The 24,670-nt window shown below is 39.6% G+C and carries 12 protein-coding genes; 10 read left to right on the top strand and 2 right to left on the bottom strand.

Annotated features, from left to right (window positions below; genetic code table 11):
- Positions 1-31: 31 nt before the first annotated feature.
- The 3 genes from mfd to CA2015_RS05850 all read left to right on the top strand — a co-directional run bounded on the left by mfd (position 32) and on the right by CA2015_RS05850 (position 7,883).
- Positions 32-3,376, top strand: a complete 3,345-nt coding sequence (gene mfd, locus CA2015_RS05865; protein ID WP_048641064.1) for a transcription-repair coupling factor — start codon at positions 32-34, stop codon at positions 3,374-3,376.
- A 261-nt stretch (positions 3,377-3,637) separates the two neighbouring features.
- The gene (gene gldJ / locus CA2015_RS05855; protein ID WP_048641062.1) at positions 3,638-4,882 is read left to right on the top strand and encodes a gliding motility lipoprotein GldJ; all 1,245 of its coding nucleotides are present in this window, start codon (positions 3,638-3,640) and stop codon (positions 4,880-4,882) included.
- A gap of 190 nt (positions 4,883-5,072) precedes the next feature.
- Entirely contained in the window at positions 5,073-7,883 is a 2,811-nt protein-coding gene (locus tag CA2015_RS05850; protein WP_048641061.1) for a YCF48-related protein, read from the top strand.
- A 447-nt stretch (positions 7,884-8,330) separates the two neighbouring features.
- Here the strand turns inward: CA2015_RS05850 and prfA are convergent, their stop codons facing one another.
- Positions 8,331-9,407, bottom strand: coding sequence for a peptide chain release factor 1 (gene prfA, locus CA2015_RS05845; protein WP_048641060.1), 1,077 nt, complete (start codon positions 9,405-9,407; stop codon positions 8,331-8,333).
- A gap of 632 nt (positions 9,408-10,039) precedes the next feature.
- Between prfA and CA2015_RS05840 the strand changes: the two genes are divergently transcribed.
- Both CA2015_RS05840 and CA2015_RS05835 read left to right on the top strand, forming a co-directional pair.
- Positions 10,040-10,708, top strand: coding sequence for a Tll0287-like domain-containing protein (locus CA2015_RS05840; protein WP_157470336.1), 669 nt, complete (start codon positions 10,040-10,042; stop codon positions 10,706-10,708).
- Between the two features lie 132 nt (positions 10,709-10,840).
- Positions 10,841-11,443, top strand: a complete 603-nt coding sequence (locus CA2015_RS05835) for a DNA-3-methyladenine glycosylase I (protein ID WP_048641058.1) — start codon at positions 10,841-10,843, stop codon at positions 11,441-11,443.
- 134 nt (positions 11,444-11,577) lie between these two features.
- On the opposite strand, the gene CA2015_RS05830 is transcribed toward CA2015_RS05835, so the two are convergent.
- Positions 11,578-13,998, bottom strand: coding sequence for a TonB-dependent receptor domain-containing protein (locus tag CA2015_RS05830; protein WP_048641057.1), 2,421 nt, complete (start codon positions 13,996-13,998; stop codon positions 11,578-11,580).
- Positions 13,999-14,247: 249 nt separating this feature from the next.
- On the opposite strand from CA2015_RS05830, the gene CA2015_RS05825 reads away from it, so the two are divergent.
- From CA2015_RS05825 to CA2015_RS05805, 5 genes are all read left to right on the top strand, one after another.
- A complete protein-coding gene (locus tag CA2015_RS05825; RefSeq protein ID WP_048641056.1) occupies positions 14,248-17,316 on the top strand; it encodes a SusC/RagA family TonB-linked outer membrane protein in 3,069 nt (1,022 codons plus the stop codon).
- Between the two features lie 18 nt (positions 17,317-17,334).
- Positions 17,335-18,915 carry a RagB/SusD family nutrient uptake outer membrane protein gene (locus CA2015_RS05820; RefSeq protein ID WP_048641055.1) on the top strand — a complete coding sequence of 527 codons (1,581 nt, stop codon included), beginning with the start codon at positions 17,335-17,337 and terminating at the stop codon, positions 18,913-18,915.
- Positions 18,916-19,236: 321 nt separating this feature from the next.
- A complete protein-coding gene (locus CA2015_RS05815) occupies positions 19,237-20,949 on the top strand; it encodes a PQQ-dependent sugar dehydrogenase (protein ID WP_048641054.1) in 1,713 nt (570 codons plus the stop codon).
- Position 20,950: 1 nt separating this feature from the next.
- Complete coding sequence (locus CA2015_RS05810) at positions 20,951-21,808, top strand: sugar phosphate isomerase/epimerase family protein (RefSeq protein WP_053086648.1); 858 nt, start codon at positions 20,951-20,953, stop codon at positions 21,806-21,808.
- A 4-nt stretch (positions 21,809-21,812) separates the two neighbouring features.
- Positions 21,813-24,650: a PVC-type heme-binding CxxCH protein gene (locus CA2015_RS05805; RefSeq protein ID WP_048641052.1), complete on the top strand. Its 2,838-nt coding sequence runs from the start codon at positions 21,813-21,815 to the stop codon at positions 24,648-24,650.
- Positions 24,651-24,670: the final 20 nt, after the last annotated feature.

The raw sequence follows: 24,670 nt of genomic DNA, 5'->3' as shown, positions 1-24,670 counted from the left end.
TCTAGGGTTCTACACTAAATTAGAATAGTAGTTGGACAAGCAGTCGTTTTTATCACTTTATACAGATGATCCATTTGTAAGAAATCTTGGATTAAGCATTGGTTCTGGTGAGCATTCAAGAATGAATGTTAAAGGGCTTTCAGGGAGTATGGACATGCTAATCGTTCATGCTATATCGAAAGTAAGAGGTGGCTTTCATGTTGTGTTAGGCAATGATAGCGAAGAGGCAGCCTATTTAGCGAGTGATTGGCAAACCTTTACTGGAGAAGCCGCCTATCTTTTTCCAGCTAGTTATAAAAGGCCATATCATTATGATGAAGTTGAGAATGCCAATGTATTGATGCGGGCAGAGATTCTCAACAAGCTGTCGGGCTCAATGTCTGAGGGAAAGGTGCTTATCACTTCTCCTGAGGCCATTTATGAAAAGGTTATTAATAAAAAGAGCTTAAAAGAAAACACCTTTGCTGTTAAGGTAGGTGAGAAAGTGGACCTTTCATTTATAGAGGAGCTATTAAGTACCTACGGCTTTGAGAAATCTGATTTTGTATACGAGGCAGGGCAATTTGCCGTTAGAGGTGGAATCATTGACATTTACTCTTATGCCAATGATATGCCTTTTCGTCTGGAACTTTTCGGTAAAGAAATAGACAGCATAAGGACCTTTGATCCAGAAACACAGTTGTCCACTGGCAGTGTTGAGGAGATTAGTATTCTGCCGAATATCCAAACGAAGATGGAACAGGAAAGTCGGCAGCCAATTATGGACTTTTTTCCTGAAGGAACCTGTTTTTGGATTAAAAATTATAAAAACTCTACAAATGTAATACAGGGGCTATTTGAAAAAGCTTGTCAGTATTACGATAAGATAGGAGAAAGTGGTGCTTTACTTATGCCACCAGAGAAGCTGTTTTTGGATACGAGTGCGTTTGAGGCCCAATTATCATCTTTTACCTTACTGGCTTTTGGACATGTCTTTGAATGGAAAGACGTGCCAGAATTCCAATTTCAGGGACATCCTCAGCCATCTTTCAACAAACAATTTGACCTCTTAGTCCAAAACCTTAATGAAAACAGAGCCAAAGGGATTACCAATATTATTTGTTCGGAAAGTGAGAAGCAAATAGGTCGTCTGGTTAATATTTTTCATGAGTTGGATCCCACTTTGAAGGTTCAGACATTACCAATTAATCTTAAGGAAGGTTTTGTGGATGACTCATTGAAGTTGGCTTGCTATACGGACCATCAAATTTTCGAAAGGTTCTACAGATACAAGTCCACAAAAACCACTTCCAAATCTAAGGCACTTACACTAAAAGAAATAAAAAATCTTCATCCTGGAGATTATATTGTCCATGTTGACTATGGAATAGGGCGGTTTGCAGGTTTGGAAAAGGTAGAGGTCACAGGGAAAATGCAAGAAGCCATCCGTTTAGTCTTTAGAGATGATGACCTGCTTTATGTCAATATTCACTCTTTACATAAAATCTCTAAGTATAGCAGTCAGGAAGGTACCATGCCTATAATGTCCAAATTGGGTACTCAGGAGTGGGAGAACAAAAAGAAACGGGTTAAAAATAAAGTCAAGGATATTGCAAAGGATTTAATTAAACTTTATTCTCAACGCAAGACAGCTTCGGGACATCAATTTTCTACAGATAGTGTATTACAAGTAGAACTGGAAAGTTCTTTTATATACGAAGATACTCCTGATCAAGCTTCGGCCACATCGGATGTAAAAGATGACATGGAGAAGCCTTACCCTATGGATAGGCTAGTTTGTGGGGATGTTGGGTTTGGTAAAACCGAGGTAGCCGTAAGAGCAGTATTCAAGGCCGTAAATGACAGGAAGCAAGTAGCGGTATTGGTGCCGACTACAATTTTAGCCATGCAGCATTACCAGACATTTAAAGAGCGTCTGGAAAATTTTCCCGTTTCCATAGATTTTATTAACCGGTTTAGAACCGCCAAAGAAGTAAAAGAGATCATTGAAAAAGTAGGCAATGGAGAAATAGACATTCTTATCGGGACCCATAAGATAGTGAACAAGGCAATGAAGTTTAAAGATCTTGGCTTATTGGTCATTGATGAGGAACAGAAGTTTGGGGTAAAGGTCAAGGATCAATTGAAGCAACTTAGGGTAAATGTAGACGTGCTTACATTGACAGCTACTCCTATTCCCCGAACCCTTCATTTTTCATTAATGGGGGCTAGAGACCTGTCGGTAATCGCTACTCCTCCGCCAAACCGACAGCCTGTAACTACAGAAATATATACCTTTAGAGAAGAAATCATTAGAGATGCGATATCCAATGAACTTCGCCGTGGTGGTCAGGTCTTTTTTGTCCATAACCGAGTTATGGAAATTGACTCAATTGCCAATTTGATATTGAAGTTGGTGCCAGATGCCAAGGTGGTAGGAGCTCATGGGCAGATGGACGGTAAAAAGTTGGAAAAAATCATGGTGGACTTTATCGATGGAGCTTATGATGTATTGGTCTCTACCAATATTATTGAGTCAGGGCTGGATATACCAAATGCCAATACGATTATCATCAATAGGGCACACATGTTTGGTATGAGTGACTTGCACCAGATGAGAGGTAGAGTAGGGAGAAGCAACAAAAAAGCTTTCTGTTACCTGCTCACTCCGCCCACTTCAACGTTAACCGTAGAAACCAGAAAAAGGCTTCAGGCGATGGAAGAATTTTCTGATCTTGGAGATGGATTTAAAGTGGCAATGAGAGATTTGGATATCCGTGGAGCAGGAAACCTTTTAGGAGCTGAACAAAGTGGGTTTATTTCTGATTTGGGATTTGAAATGTATCACAAAATTCTTGATGATGCGGTTCAGGAGCTCAAGCAGACAGAATTTGCCGCACTATTTGAAAATGACCTAAAACAGACTGTTGCTCCATTGGTGCAGGACTGTGTGATTGAGACAGATATGGAGTTACTTATCCCAGAGAGTTATGTGAGTAATATTTCTGAGCGGTTAAGTTTGTATTCTAAATTGGATGATATAAAAGAAGAAAAGGCGCTTAATGAATTTAGAGAGGAGATAAAGGACAGATTTGGTACCATTCCGGAAAGAGTACAGGCTTTATTTGAGACGGTAGAGTTAAGATGGATGGCTGAGAAACTTGGGTTTGAAAAACTTGCCCTGAAAAATGAACAAATGAAGTGTTACTTCGTTTCTTCGGATAAAGATGTTTATTTTAGTTCTCCAATCTTTATGAATATTATTAAGTTTATTCAATCGAAGAACAGAAATTGTAAAATAAAAGAAACCAAAGATCGTTTAATTCTTATAATCAAAGGGGTCGATAATATTCAAAAGGCTAAAAATTGGCTTTCTGATATGTTATTTGTAAAATAGAGGGTGGTTTTAAAATGGGATTTGTTTAATAAAGAGGACCTTAGCGTAAAAATATTAGTTTTGTTTGGGGCCTTTTTTTACAAATCAGATATTTTTTCGTGTGGGGAATTATATAGGTGGTACAATTATTTTTGTAGTATTTCACAAGAATTGGATAAAAAATGGTTTTTGTCTGGTGTTTTGAAAGAAAGAGAATATTGGTATAATATATTATTGGTCATATATTAGCGTTTTAATAAGGCAAAACATAAAACTTGTCGCATGAAATTTGAGAATAAAAATTTTCAATTTAGTTTTTTTGCTGCAGTGGCATTACTGGGGCTTTTGGTGTCTTCTTGTGGAAATCAAACTTCCAGAAGAACTGCCAGCAATCCCGGAGGCATAAGTGCATCAACCGGAGCAAAATATAGTTTTGATGAAGAAGATTCAGCATTTCAGGTCTTTAGGCTTCCTAGAGAAGTGATAGGGCCGAGGCTTGTTTTTATCCAAGGAGGAAGGGCAGTCTTGGGATCTCAGGAACAAGATGTCATGGGTTTTCGTGACAATGTAGAACGAACAGTTACTATCGCTTCTTTTTACATGGATGAAACGGAGGTTACCAATGTGGATTATAAAGAGTTTCTTTTCAATATTGCTGACAGTGTCAGTACTGATTCGCTCCAGAAACTTGAGCCAAACGAAAAGGTATGGGCCAATGCCATGTCTTACAATGATGTTTATTCTACTTATTACTTTAGGTACCCTGGATTTAATTTTTATCCAGTAGCAGGTGTTAGTTGGACTCAGGCCAATGCTTATAGTCATTGGAGAACCCTATACGTAAATGAGTTGGAGAGGGAGAAAAACTTTGGAGGTAAGAAGAAAAAGGATGACGAAGAACAATCCGATCCACTTACCTTAGATCAGCTAATAGAGCGAGGCGTTGTTTTTCCTAATTACAGGCTTCCTAATGAAGCGGAATGGGAATTTGCTGCTAAAGGAATGATTGGAACCCAGTATATGGATGAAAATCAGGAAAATGGGCGAATCTATCCTTGGGATGGTAGAGGACCAAGAAATCCATACAACATAAAAAGAAAATCAAGACAAGGAGATTTTCTCGCCAACTTCAAAAGAGGAAGAGGTGATTATGCTGGATTATCTGGTAGTGTATCCAATGATGGAGAAATTATCCCTACCAATGTTTATGATTTTCCTCCAAATGATTTTGGACTATACAATATGGCAGGTAACATGAACGAATGGGTTCAAGATGTTTATCGACCACTTTCATTTCAGGATTTTGATGACCTTAACCCTATTAGAAAAGATGGAACCAATGATGAGCAAGACACTTATCAAACTACTTTGATTGATGACAATTACAGAGTTTATAAAGGTGGTTCTTGGAGAGATGTAGCTTATTGGTTGGCACCTGGGACCAGGAGATTTATGCACCAAGACTCAGCTTCTAATCACATTGGTTTCAGATGTGCCATGATTGCAGTGGGTGGAAAAGATAGATGATTAGGTTAAAGAATTTATGGATTAAGAAGAAAGGGTGGATGCACCCTTTTTTTTATGTCCTATTATTTCAATTTTGTAGTATGAAAAAAGCCTTTCAGATGGTGCTGGCGTATTAAATTTCTTTTTCCTGTTATATACTGAATTATATATTATTTTTGTAAGGATAATTTATTTAAACTTAGGCATTTATATGAAGCGGGGTTTACTTTTATGTTTTTTTGGCCTATTGCTTATCCAGATTGGATTTGGACAAAGTTGGAGAAGGGTTGGAGATTGGGGTAATGATTACAAATCAATAAAATGGGTAAACACAAATGTTGGCTTCATAGGTGGTGAAAACATTCTGCTCAAGTCCATAGATGGGGGGCTTAGCTGGGTTGAGCTGAAACTCCCAATGCGACTAGATGTGATGGATCTCTCATTTTTTGATGAGCAAAATGGTATATTGTTAAGCGAAAATGGTCAAATTTTTAAAACTATAAATGCTGGGATAAGTTGGACCTCCCCCAGCTTTCCAGCCGATTTGAAGCTGAATAAAGTATTACATGTCGACGAGAATAGACTGATGATTAGTGGGGAAAATGGTCTTGTCCTCCGCTCAGTTAATGCGGGACAATCATGGACTGTTTCCAACCTACCTACAGAAGCCATTATCAATAAAATATTTTTTGTAGACCCAGAGCTTGGTTATGCAGTTAGCTCAAATGCCGAAATTTTCAAAACTTTAAATACTGGCGAGTCCTGGGAAAAGTATGATTCAGGATTCGATGTTTCTTTGAATTCACTGTATTTTATTAATGATACTATTGGTTATGCAGTAGGTGATCAGGGGGCCATTATTAAGACAGAAGATGGTGCCCTAAACTGGCAATTTATTAATAGTGGTATTGATACTGATCTAACAGATGTGGTTTTTAATCCTTCCTACCCTCTTATAGGAGTGATTAGTGGAGATGGAGGCACAATATTAAGAACGACCAATGCAGGGCTTACTTTTATAGAAGTAAATCCTCGTTCAGATCAAGACATAGAAAGCCTATCAATAAGGCCGAACACAAACAATGTATTGGGAGTAGCCTCTAGCGGTGTTGTGATATCTTCCAATAATACGGGGTCGAGCTGGTCCATAAGATTATCTGGCACCGCTAGTGATTTTAGAGGGGTAGCCTTTACAACAGACATGAAGGGATATGTTGTTGGAGATGATGGTTTGATTTTATTAACTTCCGATGGGGGAAATAGATTTACCGATAGGTCTCGGCCTATTTCCTTACCATTTAATTCTTTGTTTTTTAATTCCGCTAATATAGGATTTATCTCTGGGGATAATGGGAATATCATTTCGACTAGAAATTCGGGCGCTAACTGGACTACCTTAAATCCAGGTACGAATAAAAATGTAAATGGACTTTACTTTTTTGATTTCAATAAAGGGATTGCGGTTGGGGATCAAGGGTTAATTACAATTACTGAAAATCAGGGGGTAAATTGGCAGACAGTGAGTTCAGGTATGGCTAATTACAACTTAAAAGACGTGTTTTTTTTCAATGAAAATGATGGAGTTATAATTGGTGAAAAGGGGTTGGTCTTAATTTCTTCTAATGGAGGTTTTGATTGGGAAAAGGTAAATATCGGAAGCAATGCTGATTTAAAAGCTATAGCAATATTAGATGAGGTGACAGCAATTGCAGTAAGTACTTCCAGTGCTGTATTCAAAACAAGGGACAAAGGACTCAATTGGGAGCCTTTACAAACAGGGTTTAATACGCCTTTATCTGATATAGCCTTTCTTGATGAGTCCGTAGGTTTTATCACAGGTGAAAATGGATTGATTATCCGAACTTTTGATGGGGGAGATTCTTGGGAGAAATTAGAAACAGGCACCTTTCAGAATTTTACGGGTATTAGCTTTGGGGATTTGAATGTTGGGTATGTGGTAGGAGAAAATGGAATTTTTTATCAATATACCTGTCAGGTTCCTGATGTGATTCCAACTATTTTTGGTGAAGATAATATTTGTCTCAGTCAACAGATTTATTCAATTCAGGACTTAGGATTAGATGGTGAAGAGTATGATTGGCGCGTAGATGGGGGGAGTGTTATTCAAGGGCAAGGTAGTTCCAGAGTTGTGGTTAGATGGGATACTCCCGGTAGGAATGCAGTAATGGTGAGAGGTAAGAATAGTTGTGGGAATGGAGAAACTACCGCCTTGGAAGTAATCGTTTCGGAAGAACCAAAACAAACAACCACCATCCAAGGTGAAGGTGTGGTATGTGTGAATACCTTGGAAGAATACATGGTAGATTCCATTCCAGGTACAGAGTACTTTTGGGAAGCTACAGGAGGTGTGGTTAGAGAAGGTCAAGGAACTTCAGCCATAACCATTGAATGGACGAATTTAAATGAGCAAAGGCTTACTGTATCAAGTATTAACCCTTGTGGTCAAGGTCCAACAACTCAGAAAGACATCCGGGTAATTACCATACCAGATCAACCTTCAGTAATATCGGGCAATGTAAGGGTAGGATTTCAGGAGGCTGATTATGAAATAACAGGTGAACAGGATATCAATTATCAATGGTCAATTGGTAGTGGTGGTGAAATCATTAGTGGACAGGGTACACCTTCAATTCGTGTAGATTGGACTACTCCTGGTGACCATGTAGTTGAAGTGACGCCTATAAACGCTTGTAATCAAGGGCCTAGTCGGGTGCTTTCTGTAAACGTTAACCTTATTACCTCAGTAGCCGAAGAGGCTGAAGATGAAAATATAGAAATATTTCCTAGCCCTTCATTTGGAGGAGATATACATGTTGCTTTAAAAGGTATAGCAGGGGTAAATTATATAGGGGTTTATAATGCGATGGGCCTAAAAATCAAAGAGGTGCCAACCAACGAAGGTCAATTTGTGTATTTTATCAATAACTTACCTAAAGGACTTCACGTGTTAATTATTAGAACAAGAACCAGCGAGTTTAAAAGGAAAATATTGGTGCTTTAAGTGGAGGTATAGGACTTGAAAAATGCTTGTCTTATACCTTCATTAGTAGTGAATTTGCGTGCTTAGTTGAAGTGAAAAAAACAGCAATCTGCTTAAACCCGAAATATGCAATAGACAATCTATTACGTGCTGAAATCGCTTCAAAATCAGCCACTTCGTTGCTGTTTTCAATTTCACCATAGCGGTGCTATGCTAAAATCTCCAAACAGCCTGATTTTCTTGCGATTGCAACACTTCCCGTAAACACGGGACAGGCTTCACCTCTGACTATTGGTGTCAGGACGGAGAAATCCTATTACATAATCCGGGTTAAATTTAGCCTTTTCCTATAAGGGTTGAAGGCTATGCTTCTAAGTTAAGTAAAATAGCAGGAGAATTGATTCTCATTCTCCTATCCTTAATTTATTAGTGAAATTATACAATCGTTTGTTTTAGGCTATTTTCGGATTAATCTTCCATTCCTCCACCTTTCATTTTCTCTGCATTTTCCGCAAAACGAAGGGCACTTATGAAGTCTTCTATACTGCCTTCCATGACTTCTGGAAGGTTGTATACTGTTTTGTTAATCCTATGATCGGTAACCCTACTTTGAGGATAATTGTAAGTCCTTATCTTATCCGATCGGTCTCCACTACCCACCATGGATCTTCTTTGGGCACCTACTGCCTCATTGTGCTTGGCCAATTCTATTTCATATATCCTTGATCTTAATACCTTAAGTGCCTTTTCAAAGTTTTTTATTTGTGATTTTTGATCTTGGCAGGTAACAACTATTCCCGAAGGTTCGTGGGTTAACCTAACGGCGGAGTAAGTGGTGTTGACAGATTGTCCCCCTGGTCCTGAGGAGCAATAGGTGTCTTTTCTTACTTCGTTCATGTCTATTTCTACGTCCACATCTTCCATTTCAGGCAAAACGGCAACCGTTGCGGCGGAGGTGTGTACCCTTCCCTGTGTTTCTGTGGCCGGAACCCGCTGCACACGATGAACACCTGACTCATATTTTAACATGCCATATACATCTGCTCCAGAAACAGAGCTAATGATTTCTTTATAACCTCCAGAGGTTCCAAACGTCAAATCAAGTACAGTAAGATTCCAGTTTTGTTTTTCACAAAACCTTTCGTACATCCTAAAAAGGTCACCCGCAAAGATGGCTGCCTCATCTCCACCTGTTCCACTACGGATTTCAAGAATACAATCCTTAGAGTCGTTCGGGTCTTTCGGAATTAACATCTTCCGGAGATCTTCCTCCATCTCATCCTTCTGGTTTTTCAATTCCTCCCATTCCATCTTGGCCATTTCTCGGAACTCTGGATCTTTTTCTTTTTCTAATATTGACTTAGTGCTTTCAATATTATCAAGCGTGAGGCGATAGCTATCGTAGGCCGCAACGACTTTTTCCAGATCCTTGTATTCCTTTGATAATTTGGTGTAGTTTCCCATGTCACTCATTACATCCGGTTGGATGATTAGTTGTGAAACCTCCTCAAATCTATCTTTAATTGCTTCCAGTTTGTCCAGCATGGTTGTTCTATTTGAGGGGCAAAATTAAGCAATATTGTTGATGAATACCCGACACAGAATTATTTTATACGCTTGACTCTTGAAAAAGACCTTTTAGATTGATAGGAGTGTTTCTTTTTAAGAGGTAAGTTGTTCTGTTTGAAAGCTGATGAGGGCAGTTTCCTTTATTTCTTTACTCCTTGTGCTTAAACCCGAAATATGCAATAGACAATCTATTACATGCTGAAATCGCTTCAAAATCAGCCACTTCGTTGCTGTTTTCAATTTCACCATAGCGGTGCTATGCTAAAATCTCCAAACAGCCTGATTTTCTTGCGATTGCAACACTTTCCGTAAACACGGGACAGGCTTCACCCCTGACTATTGTCAGGACGGAGAAATCCTATTACATAATCCGGGTTAAATTAAGTGCAAATTGGGACTACTTTATATAAATTTAGAATCTCATTTTCCACCCTTCTGAATCAGAAAAGAACCAAGTTTTTTATAGGATCACTATTGTGAATGACCTAAAATAAATTATTTATGTCTGCTGCTCTATTCTTTTGCATCAGTGGCTGTTCGTTTTTGGTTTTTTTGAATCTTTTTAATGGAATAGTCCTTATATTTAATAGTAAAACAAAATTGGATTGATGATGAAAGTAAAATACAGATTGTTTTCGTTCGGTCTCTTATTGGCTATTGGTTTTGGAAGTTGTAATGACGGAAAGAAAATCGATAGGGATCTCGTGGAAGAGGTTAATAAAGCCAATGAAGTTAAAAAATTGGGAGAAGCTGAAATTACAGAGCATGCCATGGAATGGGGTGATGAGATAAGTATGGCCGCTCAAAAGGAACTTATGGGGGTTTTACAAAAAGCAATTGAAGAAAATGGAGCAGAAGAGGCTGTTGGTTTTTGCAATACAGAAGCCTTGAAGATTACAAAAAAAGTAGCCGATAAATACAAGGTCAATATTAGAAGGGTATCTGTCAAGAACCGGAATCCACAAAATAGTCCCAATGAAAAGGAATTAGAATTGCTCGATGCTTATGCGTATAATGTCAATAATAATGTTGACAATCATGCCAATATCCAGAAATTGGACGATGGGCAAACTTTATTATATACCAAAGCCATCACTATTCCTAATGGGCTTTGTCTAAACTGTCATGGTGAACCAGGGAAAGAAATCAATGAATCAACACTAGAAAAAATCAATAGTTTGTATCCCGAGGACAAAGCTATTGATTTTAAAGTTGGTGATTTAAGGGGGATGTGGAGTATTAAAATGCCGAAAAAAGAAGTAGTGAAAGACATTTAATGATGGTTTAGGTAAATGAGTCGGAGGCCACATTGTTTTTTGGGAGCAATCTGATTTATTGAATTGATAAATCAGGTTGATTTAATATTTTATCCATTAAGTATTGTAGCCTATAAAAAAACCTGAAGTGTTATGAACGATTATAAACATGACCAAACTCAAAAATTCCGTTGCCCTTGGTGTCTTGGATTTGAAGATTATATAAGGTATCATGATGAGGAATGGGGGGTGCCTGTATACAGTGACCGAACCCATTTTGAGTTTCTGATTTTGGAAAGTGCCCAGGCCGGGCTGAGTTGGGCGACTATTCTGAAAAAACGGGCTGGATATGCTAAAGCCTTTGAAAGTTTTGATTATCAAAAAGTGGCGGAATTTTCCGAAGATAAAATTACTGAATTGACCAAAGATCCAAGTATTGTCAGGAATAGATTGAAAATTGAAGCAGCTGTAAACAATGCCAGAAGGTTTATGGAGGTTCAATCTAAATATGGAACTTTTACAGGGTTTATGTTGGATTTTGTAGATGGTAAACCAGTGCAAAATGCATGGAATAATATGGAGGAAGTTCCCTCCACTACTGAACTGTCTAATAAAATAGCCAAGGAACTTAAAAGGTATGGGTTTAAATTTTTAGGAAGCACAACTATTTATGCCCATATGCAAGCCACAGGGATTATCAATGACCATTTGGTGCAATGCTATCGGCATCAGGAAGTGAAACGAATGGCCAAATGAATTTTTTTCCTGACTCTGTACCATTGAGTATATAGCGTCAGGAAGTGTAGCTTGCTTGAGATTTTAGTAATTAATCTTCTATGAAATTTTACCAAAGGGCAATAACTTAGTGAATTGCCCTTTGGTAATACCCCTTATTCGGAACCCATTAAGGTTGATTTGCTTTGGGATTTGGACTGTTTGATTCTGTAATTTAATGTCAGGTTGATTTGCCTTTTCCTAGGGAAGACATCACCTATTGTAGTAAAGCCTGGCCCTTCAAATATGTACCTGTTTCTCCTGGAGTTAAAGACATCAAGAACATTGAGAATCAATGTACCTCTACCCTTCATTATGTCTTTACTTGCAGAAATGTCCATGTAAGAAATGGCTTTTTGAACTCCTTGAGCCACCTTTCTTCGGCCTTCATAATTCCCCCTAACCTGAATGTCTAATCCATTAGCAAAAGTAAATCGGCTAGTAAGTCTGGTAAACCAAGAATAGGTTTCTGCAGTGTAGGTATCCAAGACATTGCTGCCATCTATCTTCGCATAGAAAAAGTTGAAATTGGCGTCTAATTTCCACCATTCCACAGGGATATAATCAGTTGTGAATTCAAAGCCCATGGATTGTTCTCCGATTAGATTTTCAGGTATAGTAGTTGAGTTTCCTTCTTCATCTACACTTCTGATTCTTTCGATTTTATCTTTGGTATCCCTATAGTAAACGGTTGAAAATATGGAGCCCTTATCCATGTATTTAATATGCCCAAGTTCAAATGCATCGGTATATTCTGGGTTAAGGTCAGGATTACCGCTAAAGAAGTTTCTGGCATCTGAGAACGTCATGAAAGGGCTGAGATCATTATAAACAGGCCTTCTAATCCTACGACTGTAACTTACCTGAAAAGCGTCATCTTGGCTTAGGTTATAGGTAAAGTGGGCGGAAGGAAAAAGGTTGGCATAATCTCTAGGGTTGATTTCATTTGAAGTTACCAATGTGGTAGTAACATCCGTGTACTCTGCGCGTAGTCCTCCTTGGTAGGTAAACTTCTCGTGCTTGTTACCCAAAATGGCATATGCCGCATGGATGTTTTCATCGTAAAGAAAAATGTCATCCAATCCCGGAAGTGCTTCAAATTCTCCAGATTCTTGTCTTTGGCTTACAATAAAATCATTTTCCATGTTTCGAAAACTACTCCTGAATCCAGATTCGAAATTCCCTTCTTTACCAATTGGTTTGGTATAATCTAGTTGGAATAGCCACTGTCTGTCAAATTCATCATTTAGAGAAGTTTGGTAAAAGGAGGCTCCGGAAATAGGGGCTCCGGCAGGAGTGTAGCCATCCTGTGTGTAAACTTGGTCAGAATTTTCCCAATAGTCTAGATAGGTAACTGAACCAGTCAATACATGACCACTTTGCTCAAAACTTCTTTTGTAAGTCAGGTTAAATTCTGAATTTGGCTCTTTCTCATCTTCATCTTGGGTACGTAGGGTATAGCTTTGTAAAGGGCCTCCTTTATAATTATAATCATTGTACCTTATATTAGTAAGTCTTCTTGAGTCACTCCTCCTCCATAAATAGGACCCTGTCAGTATGCTGTTTTCGTTGAAATAGTAATCCAAGCCTGCGCGGATATTGTTATTAAGTCCACTGACGGTACCGGAGGTAGTTTGGTGAGAGTAAAATGTAGTGTCTCCATTATCCACTTCCTGGCTTATGGTACCCTCTCTTGGGGGGCTTCTATAAGCTACTCCGTAATTGATAAACCAGTTGATGTTCTTTTGTCTGTAATTGAGATTAGCCGCAAGTCCAAAGTTATCGGGGTTCCCAACAGTTCCTTCAAAGGAGGCATTGAAACCTTGATTATTGTCTTTTTTCAATACAATATTGATTACTCCAGCCATTCCTTCGGCTTCATAGCGTGCAGATGGATTAGTAATGACCTCCACTGACTCGATCATGCTTGCAGGAAGTTGTTGGAGTCCACTACTTCCCTTAAAACTTACAAGCCCTGAAGGTTTTCCATCAACAAGGATTCGTACATTACTAGATCCTCTCAATCTTACTCCTCCTTCAGGATCCACAGATATAGAAGGTAGGTTCATCAGAATATCATTCGCCGATCGTCCTGCGTTAGATAGGTCTTTTCCAACATTAAATATTCGTTTGTCCAAGGACAACTCCATCAGAGTCTTTTCACCTTGGACAACCACTTCATCCAAGCTTTCTGTATCTGCAGATAATCCTACTGATCCAAGGTCAAGCTTACGGTTTTCCCTATTGATGACAATGTCATTTATTTCTAAAGCTTCATAGCCCATGAATTCCACCAAAACATTGAATTTTCCTTGAGGAAGATCAATCGAAAAGGAACCATCTTCTGAGGTAATTCCACCATTGATTAACTTCTTGTCCTCTGATTCTAAAGAAAAAACACTGATTGTAGCAAAACCTAGAGCGGCCTTACCTTCCTTGTCAACGACTTTTCCGTGAATTTCTCCAAAGGTGGACGATTGGGGGTAAAGTGGCTGGGAAGCTAAAAAAAACAATAATAGTAGGCTGATGTATTTCATGGAGGAAATTTTGGTAAATAAAATAGGGGCAAATATAAAAAATCGCCTTGAAGGAAGTTTGCTTTTTTATATGAATGTCCAAAGAATTTTTGATCTAGTCAAGGATTAAGGTACTCGTAGAGAGGTTTTAAATTTGTGATTAACTTCCAACTTTGCTAAGGAAATAACATTTTAATAATTCTATAATTATTCACAGCCCATACTTTTACTTAATATTGCATTTCTTTATTAATCAGTAAAAATAACCCTATGAAAAAAATCTATTATTTATTAACCGCGCTATGGTGCCTGGCCATTTTTAGTGCTCAAGCCCAGACCGTTGTAGAAGGAACGGTTTATAGCAACCCTAATCAGGAGCCCGTACCAGGGGCGTCCATTGTCCCCGCAGGCAATACCAACCAAGGAACCATTACCGATATTGACGGTAAATTTTCGCTTAGTTTAAGCGAAAGTTCAGGAACTGTTACTGTTTCTTTTATAGGAATGCAGTCCCAAACCTTACCTTACAATGGTAATACTGAGCTTAATGTATACCTGGAGGAATCTGTCTTTAACATGGACGAAGTAGTGATGATTGGTTACGGTACTTCTAGAAGAGAAAACCTAACCTCCTCAGTATCTTCTGTAGCTGGTCTGGACAAGATCAATAGTAGGCCTGTTACGAATCTGAATGATTTCTTACAAGGTAGTGTGGCTGGTGTCACAGTATTACAGCAAGGTGGCGACCCTTCCCAAGAGGGTTTGGTAGTAATTCGTGGTATAGGTTCACTTTCTGATGAAAGACCATTAACCGTGGTTGATGGAATGCCATATTATGGTCCTCCTATTAATCCTAACGATATAGAATCTGTTTCCATCCTGAAGGATGCTTCTGCTGCTGCCATTTATGGTGCTCAGGCTGCTTCTGGGGTAATCGTTATCAAAACCAAAGAAGGTGCATTTGGGAAACCTGTAGTTACTTTTGATGTGTATTCCGGTACGCAGAAAGCAAGTAATTTACCTACTCCACTAAATGCAAAGCAACAAGCCGATGTGTATAATTTGGCTGCAGACAATGCTGGTGCGGCCCGTCAGGCAGCTCATGATGGAAGTCAAAATCCATGGGGGCAAACTACTCGAACCAATTGGATGGAAGAAATTTTTAGAACAGCGGCAGTTTACAGTGCCAATGTGAACGTCAGCGGTGCCAGTGAATCAGCTAATTATATGGGTTCTTTTGGCTATTTGAATAAAGAAGGACTCTTGCAAGGGACTGGATTTGAGCGCTATGCATTTAGACTGAAAACAGATTTTCACTTGTCTGATAAGGTGACCATAGGTGAAAACATTTATTTTACCAGATCGACTTCAGTAGGCACCAATTCCAGTAGTTCTTATTCAGGCAGTATAATAAGTGCTTTGTACATGCCTTCCGCAGCCCCTGTTTATGATGAAAATGGAGTTTTCCATGGTGTAGTACCTTACGAACTGTCTCAATTTGCAGGTACTTATGGTGATGTGTACAACCCAATGGGACTTCTTTTGAGGCCTACTACCAATAACCCGACCACTAATTTAAATTCCAATACGTATTTAAATTATGAGATTATTCCCGGTCTGTCTTTCAGAAGTACCTTTAGCTACAATATCAATATGTCCAATAACAAGCAGTTTAGCCCTAGGATTCCAGAACTAGGAAGAACTAATCTGCAAAATTATCTTTACCAGGGCAGTTCAAATACCCAAAGGTGGATATGGGACAACCAGGTGTCTTTTCAAAGAAGGTTTGGTTTACATGATCTAAATGTAACGGCTGTCTACTCCTCGCAGTTTACCAAAAGTGAATCCTATTTTCAGGAAGGTAGAGGATTCAGCAGTGAGGAACCTTTTAATCAATACATGAGCAATGCTGAAGAATTCATGACCCCTACTACTGGTGTTTATGAGGATGCATTGACTTCAGCTATCGGTAGGGTTATGTACAATTACGATGACAAATACTTTATAGCAGGTAGTGTAAGACGTGATGAGACTTCTCGTCTGGCAATCCAGAATCAATCAAGCGTATTCCCTGCTGTTTCTGGCGCATGGAAAATTTCAGGAGAAGATTTCTTCAATAACGAAGCTGTAAATATATTGAAGTTGAGGGCTTCCTGGGGCCAAATTGGAAACATTAACTCTGTAGGCTATTATTCTTTTGATGTTCCTTTAGGTACGCAAACGGTTATTCTTGGACAAGAAGCTTCCCTTGATTATAGGGCGGTTTATGCCAACAGACAATCCAATCCAGACCTTAAATGGGAAATTTCGGAATCTACCAATATCGGACTGGATGCTGGTTTATTTGACAATAAAATTGACCTGACTTTGGATTATTTTGTGAAAACGACCAAAGGAATGATACTACCAGGATTGGAAGATTTGCACCAGGGAACTACCGCTGCAGATGTGAATGGTGGAGAAGTGCGAAATACAGGTCTTGAGTTTTCTGCGGGCTACTTTACCCAGGCCGGAGAGTTCAACATTGGCGCAAGAGGGAATTTTAGTATTATCAATAATGAGTTAATGAACCTTGATGGATACAATAAGAGCAATATAAATTTCATAGCACATAGCGATGAAGTCAGAAGTACGCTTTATCCTTATAGGTCTGAAGTAGGTCAATCTTTGTATTCTACTTTCTTGGTTCCTTATGAAGGAATTTTCCAATCACAAAGTGAGATTGACGCTCATGTTAAGGATGGAACGCTGATACAGCCCAATGCAAAGCCGGGAGATTTCAAATTTACTGATGTAAACAATGATGGTAAAATCACTGATGAGGACAAGGTGTTTATGGAAAGTTACCTTCCTGACTTTACCTATGGATTCAATTTAAGTGTTGATTACAAAGGTTTCGATTTAAGCATGATTTTGCAGGGGGTTGCAGGTGTAAAAGTTTTTAATGGCTACAAATACACTGCCTTGAACGCTTCTCAGTCTGGTTATAACTTAGACAATCGAGTTTTAGATGCCTGGACTACTGAAAATACAGATACTGATATTCCGAGAATATCTACTAAAGATGACAATAGAAACTTTGGTACAGCTTCAAGCTGGTATTTAGAAGAGGCATCTTATATGAGATTGAAAAACCTTACAGTAGGGTATACCTTTCCTCAGCAAATTCTAAAAAATGTAGGGGAAAATAGTAGTCTTAGGGTTTATATTTCTACTGAAAATTTATTTACAATCACTAAATATTCTGGTATGGACCCGGAAGTTGGTGGTAAAGGAATGGATGTGGGTCGTTATCCTCTGCCTAAAACTTTTACAGCAGGACTTTCTCTTACGCTTTAATACCTAACTGTGAAAAAAATGAAAAACACATTATATAAGATATCAATATTGATCGTCCTTAGTTTAGGGGTGATGACAGGCTGCTCAGATGAGTTTACTAATCTTGAGCCACTCGGAAGTACTTCTTACGAAAACTTCTTCCAGAACGAACAGGATGCAATAACCGCGGCCAATAGCCTTTACTTTTACATGAAAGATGAAGACATGTTTTCCAGAGGGTTTTTCTGGTATATCAATGCTTCAGACGATATGGTGACAGGAAGGATTAATTCTACTGCCGACAATATCAAAAACTTCAACATGACTGGTGATGAAGGCTACGCTTATTGGATGTATCCGCAGAGTTACAAAATTATCCGTCGAGCCAATGACATTATTCTAAATGTTCCGGACATGGATCTGGCAACCGACCTGAAAAACCGAATTCTTGGAGAAGCTTATTTTATGCGTGCTTTCCATTATTTCTGGTTGGCCCATACTTATGGGGATGATGTAAGTGGAGGTATTCCAATAATTACAGAAGAGAACATGTTTGATGAGCCAGGAAGTTATTCTCGACCTGCTAGCGTAGAAGAAAACTATGCGCAGATCGTAGAAGACCTCAAGAAGGCCGCAGACTTATTGCCTTTGTTTACAACCTATAGTCCCGAAGATATGGGACGCGCACACAAGGATGCTGCACTAGCCTATATTGCGAAGACAAATTTATACTGGGCAGAATATGATGCTTCAAGGTATGCTGAAGTAGTAACCTATGTGGATGCAGTTACCAATTCTGGCTCCAATAGGGGTATTTATACCACCAATACTCCATCCGAAGATTTCAGAATGTTACATAGTCACCTAAACAACTGGGGGCCGGAATATATCTGGACTGTAGTGTCTGGTGTGAATGGTGGAAGTAAGCTGCCAGGTGTTTCTCTTGAAAATAAAGGCTGGGGAAAATACAATGGATGGGGCTATTACATGCCTACTAATGAATTGTATGAAGAATTTGAAGAGGGTGACTTCAGAAGAGAGGTTACAATCTTAAAATTTGGTGATGATTTCAAATTTTTCGGAGAGGAAAGAAAATACCAATCGGAAAACTCTCTTTCAGGATTGCAATTCAACAAATACCTGTATGAATACCAGTTTGAAAATCCCATAGGTACTTATATCAATTCCAATGGGAATGATCCAACAACCATTCTGAATGTTCCTTTGTTAAGGTACAGTGAACTTTTGCTTATGAAAGCTGAAGCTTTGATCATGCAAGGTCAAAATGGTGATGCACCATTAAATATGGTAAGGGCGAGAGCCGGACTTGATCCAAAAACTGATGCCACCATGGAAGACCTTAAACATGAGCGAAGAGTAGAATTGGCAGGTGAATTTGCCAATAGACACTTTGACTTGGTGAGATGGGGAGATGCTGAGGCAGCCTATAGCCAACCTCTTCACGGTCGCCTTCATAGCGATAGAGCTAATCCAGATTCTCCTTATACCATAGGTGAAATCTGGCCTGCCAGAAATTTTGATGCGAGCACCATGGGCGTTTGGCCAATACCAACTCGTGTGGTAAGCTCATCTGGTATCGAACAAAACAAAGGATGGTAATTATCCATCAATAACAAAAAAGGGGCTGTTGAAAAACAAGCCCCTTTTTTGTTTATTGTTGCATCTCAAATAGATAATTATCGATTTAATTGAGGGTCCTTTGAAAGGAATCTGTTTAGATTTGCATATTTCTATGAAAGGACGAATAATAAAATGAACCTTTAGCCTATTCGGTATCTCTACGATTATATCTTCTCAATTCACCAATTAAACGTATTTTTTTACGCATTAGTAAATAAGGCTTTTTTTATATAACGATAATAAAGTAGATTGGCTCCATATTTTAATTGATTGAATTGCATTTGACAGTACCTTTAATCTATGAACCCATTTAGAAACCTAATTTTTCTCCTGTTCCTTTCCGCCTTAGTTTGGTCATGTAACTCTAAAGACAAACCATTGGAGGAATTAATACCTATGGATCAGGCCAGCTTAGAAGTTGGAGAAAAATTGTTCCAAGCAAATTGTAGCAGTTGTCACGCCTTTAATAAAAACGGAATTGGCCCCCAGTTGGGAGGGATTACCAAAGAACAATCCCTCGAATGGTTGCGTTCTTTTATTCAAAACCCCACGGAAATGATTGATAAGGGGGATGAAAGAGCCAAGAAAGTTTTCGATAGGTACAAGACTTATATGCCTTCTTTCAGTCATTTGGAGGAAAAAGAATTAGACAATATCATTGCCTACATGCACCAGCATGAAGCACCGGCAGAGAATTTAAAAGCAGTATTGGATTCCATTTGGAACCCTATTCCTGAAAAAATCCCCATGTCTGATTTGGTTGTCAACCTGGAATTGATCAGTACAATTCCTGCTTCTGCAGAAAAGAAACCCGTTACCCGTATAGCTAAAATGGACTACCATCCGGTAACCAAGGACTTGTACATGTTGGATTTACGTGGTAAATTATACCTTATGGAAGGGGCGAAAACCAGTTTATATCTCGATATGGCTAAGGAAATGCCTGACTTTATAAATCAACCTGGACTGGCCACTGGTTTTGGCAGTTTTGCCTTCCATCCCGATTTTGGTGACAATGGTTTGTTCTATACCAGCCATACCGAAAAACCTTATACAATACCTGCTGATTTTGCCTTCGGAGACAGTATTAAAAGTGATATGCAGTGGGTGGTTACGGAGTGGGAAACCAATGATCCACTAGGGGTACCGCCAAATACTTCTAAACACAGAGAACTGTTTAGGATAGATATGGCCTCTGCTATCCATGGCATGCAAGAAATTACTTTCAATCCACTTGCAAAAAAAGGGGATAAAGATTATGGCTTACTCTATTTAGGGATAGGCGATGGAGGATCGGAAGGAAGGGGACATGCCTGGATTTCTTATGGGGCCACTCAGCCTTGGGGAGCAGTTTATCGCATTGATCCTAAAGGTAATAATAGCAGTAATGGAAAATACGGAATCCCTGAAGACAATCCATTTGTAGGTAATGACAAAGGTTGGATGCCTGAGATCTATGCACACGGTTTCAGAAATCCACATAGAATTACCTGGACCAAGAGTGGTGAAATATTGGTCTCCAATATTGGTCAAGGTCAAATAGAATCCCTTTATATGCTTCGACCAGGTGATGATTACGGTTGGCCGGTAAGAGAAGGAACCTTCGAATTAAAACCAGAAGACGATTCCAACATGGTTTTCCCTTTGCCTGAAAATGAAAAATCCTTTGGGTTTTCTTATCCGGTGGCTATGTATGATCACGATGAAGGTAATGCCATTTCAGGTGGATATGAATATACAGGAACAGAAGTGCCAGGCTTGAATGGTAAATATCTTTTTGGAGACATAACAAGAGGGCGACTATTTTATGTAAATATAGCGGATCTTGAAGTAGGCAAACAGGCACCTATTTATGAATGGACAGTTGAATATGAAGGAGTATCTATACCTCTTGCAAAATTGGCTGGAAGTAGAAGGGTAGACCTTAGATTTGGAAAAGACGCCAGTGGAGAAATGTACCTCTTTACCAAAGCGGATGGAAAAGTTTATAAAATGGCCAGCATAAAAGAATAAGATGAAAAAGATTAGCCGACGGAAAACAATCCTGACATTAAGTAGCATGGTTGCCTTGGCTCCACTTTGGGGGATGGACGACAGAAAACCTAAAGTTCGAATTGGCGCCTGTGATTGGTCCATTGGCAAAGCATCAGATCCTACAGCATTTGAATTGGCGAGAGAAATAGGGCTTGATGGTGTTCAGGTAAGTTTGGGTAATGTGTCTAATAACATGCATCTCAGGCAAAAGGAGATGCAACAAACTTATCTTCAGTCGGCTAAAAATAACAAGGTAAAAATTGCGGGCTTGGCAATAGGGGAGCTCAACCGGGTGCCCTATAAATCTGCCCCTGAAACTGAAGTTTGGGTTTCGGATAGTATTGATGTAGCCAAAGCCTTGGGATGCAAAAATGTTTTGCTGGCCTTTTTCTCTGCTGGAGACCTAAGAAATGATCCTGAAGGAAAAAAAGAAGTAATCCGTAGATTAAAGAAAGTAGCCCCGAAGGCGGAAAAAGCCAATGTGGTTTTAGGTATTGAATCATGGTTATCAGCAAAAGAGCACCTCGAAATTTTAGCAGCAGTAGGCTCTACCCATGTAAAGGTCTATTATGACCTGGCCAATGCAACAGAAATGGGCTATGATATTTATAAAGAAATAGCCCTCTTAGGAGCTGAAAATATCTGTGAAATTCACTTTAAAGAAAATGGTCAGTTGCTTGGGCAAGGAAAGGTGAATTTTGAAAAAGTAAAAGTGAGCCTGGATAAAATTGGCTACAAAGGTTGGTGCATTATGGAGGGAGCCATTCCAAAGGGTATGGAAGTGTTGCCAGCCTATAGAAAAAATCTAAATTTTGTATCACAACTCATGAAATCCTAAAAAAATGGTAAAGTGGCCGATCTGTTGTAGTCTTTTATTCCTGGGAATTTTTTCTTGCAATACAGGCAACCAACAGGAAGACCAACCATTGTTATTTGTTCCGGAAGGATTGGAAGTAAGTGTATGGGCCGAAAGCCCCCTATTCTTTAATCCCACCAATATGGATGTGGATGCTAAAGGAAGGGTATGGGTCACTGAAGGAGTTAACTACAGAGATTTCCGGAATGCTGATGGCCACAAGGTGCAGGAAAAAGGTGATCGCGTAATGATCCTTGAGGATACCAATGGAGATGGCAAAGCAGATGCTTCAAAGGTTTTTGTTCAGGATACCTTGCTGAGAAGCCCTTTGGGGATTGCCGTGCTGGGCAATCAGATAGTGGTCTCTTGTTCTCCAAATATAATCATCTATACAGACGAAGATGGCGATGATATTCCTGATAGTAAAGAGGTTTTTTTAACAGGATTTGGAGGAAAAGACCATGACCATGGGCTACATGCAGGGCAGCTTGGCCCGGATGGGAAATGGTATTTTATTACAGGAAATGCAGGGCCACATAAAGTGGAAGGGAAAGACGGCTGGACGCTTCGCTCAGGTAGCGTTTACAATGAATTTACCCCTTACAGTACCGAGAATGTTCCTTCACAAATCAGTGATGATGGAAAAATATACAATGGGGGCTTGGTCATCAGGATCAATCCCGATGGTACTGGTATGGAGGTAGTGTCACACAATTTCAGAAATTCATTTGAAGTTGCGGTGGACTCTTATGGCAATATGTGGCAAAGTGACAACGATGACCAAACAGCTTCCTGTAGAACTACCTGGTTGATGGAGGGAAGCAATGCAGGGTATTTTAGTGAGAAAGGTAACAGAACATGGCAAGCCGATAGAAGACCAGGTCAAACAATAGCTGAGGCGCATTGGCACCAACATGATCCCGGGGTTTTGCCTGTTGGGGATGTGTATGGGGCAGGTTCACCTACTGGAATGGTTCGCATTGAGGGAGATGAGCTTGGGGAGCAATTCAGAGGGCTTTTATTAAGTGCTGATGCAGGTAGGAATATTGTATTTGGCTATACTCCTGAAGTAATAGGTGCTGGTTATCCCCTTCAAAATAGAAAAGCCTTTGTTTCCTCAGTTGACCAGGACAATACTGGCTATATCTGGCACCAGGTGGAGGAAGATACCCGAAAATGGTTTAGGCCAAGCGATGTTACAGTAGGTACTGACGGTTCGCTATTTATCGCTGATTGGTATGACCCGATCGTGGGAGGCCATCAAATGAGGGACACAGTGGGAGAAGGTAAGATTTACCGCATTGTACCAAAAGGAAAAACCCTAACACTTCCAAAGATAGATTATTCTACTACAGAAGGTCAATTGGCTGCGCTAAAAAATCCAGCGGTTCATGTACGTGCTTTTGCCATGCAAAAGTTAAAAGAACAAGGGGCTGCGGTTTTGCCTGAGCTAGAAAGTATGGTTAAAAATGAGGACAATCCCTTTTTCAGGGCCAGAGCGATCTGGACGCTTGCAGGTATGGGAGCGCAAGGAATCCATTCAATTTTGCCATTGCTAAAAGACGCAAATCAGGAAATCGTTTTGACCACAGCTAGGGCTTTGTCAGCCAATGGCCCAGAGCGCTTGCTTGTTGAAGCTTTGAAGCTTTCTAAGAATGGTTTGCCATTGATTAGAAGGGAACTGGCCTTATTGCTAAGGGAGGAAGATTGGGGGAAAACTTCAGAAATCTATAAAGAGTTAATCAAAGCATACGATGGGACAAATCCCTGGTACAGAAATGCATTGGGCATAGGAATGAAAGACAATACTGAAACCTATTACCGGGACAATATCGCTGCAATAGATCCGGCAAAATGGTCTCCTCAAATTGCCTCTTTAATATGGGAGTGGCATCCCAAAGCAGCCATTCCTGCTTTAAGGGCCAGATTGGAAAATGAGGCACTTACCACAGATGAAAGAGACCTGGCTTTGGAAACTTTGGCTTTTATCTTTGAAAAAGAAGCAGTGGAGGCTGTAAAGAAAGCCGCTGAAAAGGAAGGGGCTCTTCAGGAAAAAGCCCAATGGTGGCTTCAATTCAGAAAATACAATGAGTGGAGCGCTTTTCTGCAAGATTGGGAGGCTCCAATTGTTTTACCAGATGCCCAACCCAATTTACTGGCATTAAAAGCGCAACTGAAAGACAGTTTAACCAACAATGAACAAAAGCAGCTTGCGTTAGCTCAATTGGTGGAAAACCCTTCGGGCAGACTCCATTTGGCTTTGATGGGTGCAGAAGGTGCATTAAAAGATTCCAATCTAGATTTTTCAGCCGTAACTCAAGGCGAAAAAAGGCCCTCGGTACTTAAGGTGTTGAGGCATTATTTTGGTAGCGAAAAAGCAATAGATGAAGAAGGAGTTCTATCGCTCAGCAAAGACCCAGTAGCCGGAAAAGTAAAAGCTATTCAAAATTGTGCTACCTGTCATAAAATCGAGTCCTCGGGTAATGAAATAGGTCCAGACCTGAGTCAAATAGGACATAAAATGGATTACCCAACCTTGGTCAACGCCATTGTTCAACCTGATGCTGCCATAGGCTTTGGTTCGGAAGCTTATTTGATAGCACTAAACAATGGAGCGGTACTTTTAGGTTTATTACAAGCTGCAGGACCGGTGGTTACGATGTTGGATTTTCAAGGGCAAAGGCATATAATTCCTGCAGAAGAAGTGCTGACGAGAAAACCACTTCCCATAAGTCTGATGCCGGGACCCGAGGAAATGGATCTTAAGGCCCAAGATATCGCAGATATTGCTGCTTTCCTGATACAAAGCAATACCAGTAACTGAAAAACCTTGTAGAGTATAGG

Source organism: Cyclobacterium amurskyense (assembly GCF_001050135.1).
GTDB classification, from domain to species: domain Bacteria; phylum Bacteroidota; class Bacteroidia; order Cytophagales; family Cyclobacteriaceae; genus Cyclobacterium; species Cyclobacterium amurskyense.
The sequence above is the reverse complement of the archived record's forward strand: the minus strand, read 5'-3'. Positions and strand labels throughout refer to the sequence as shown.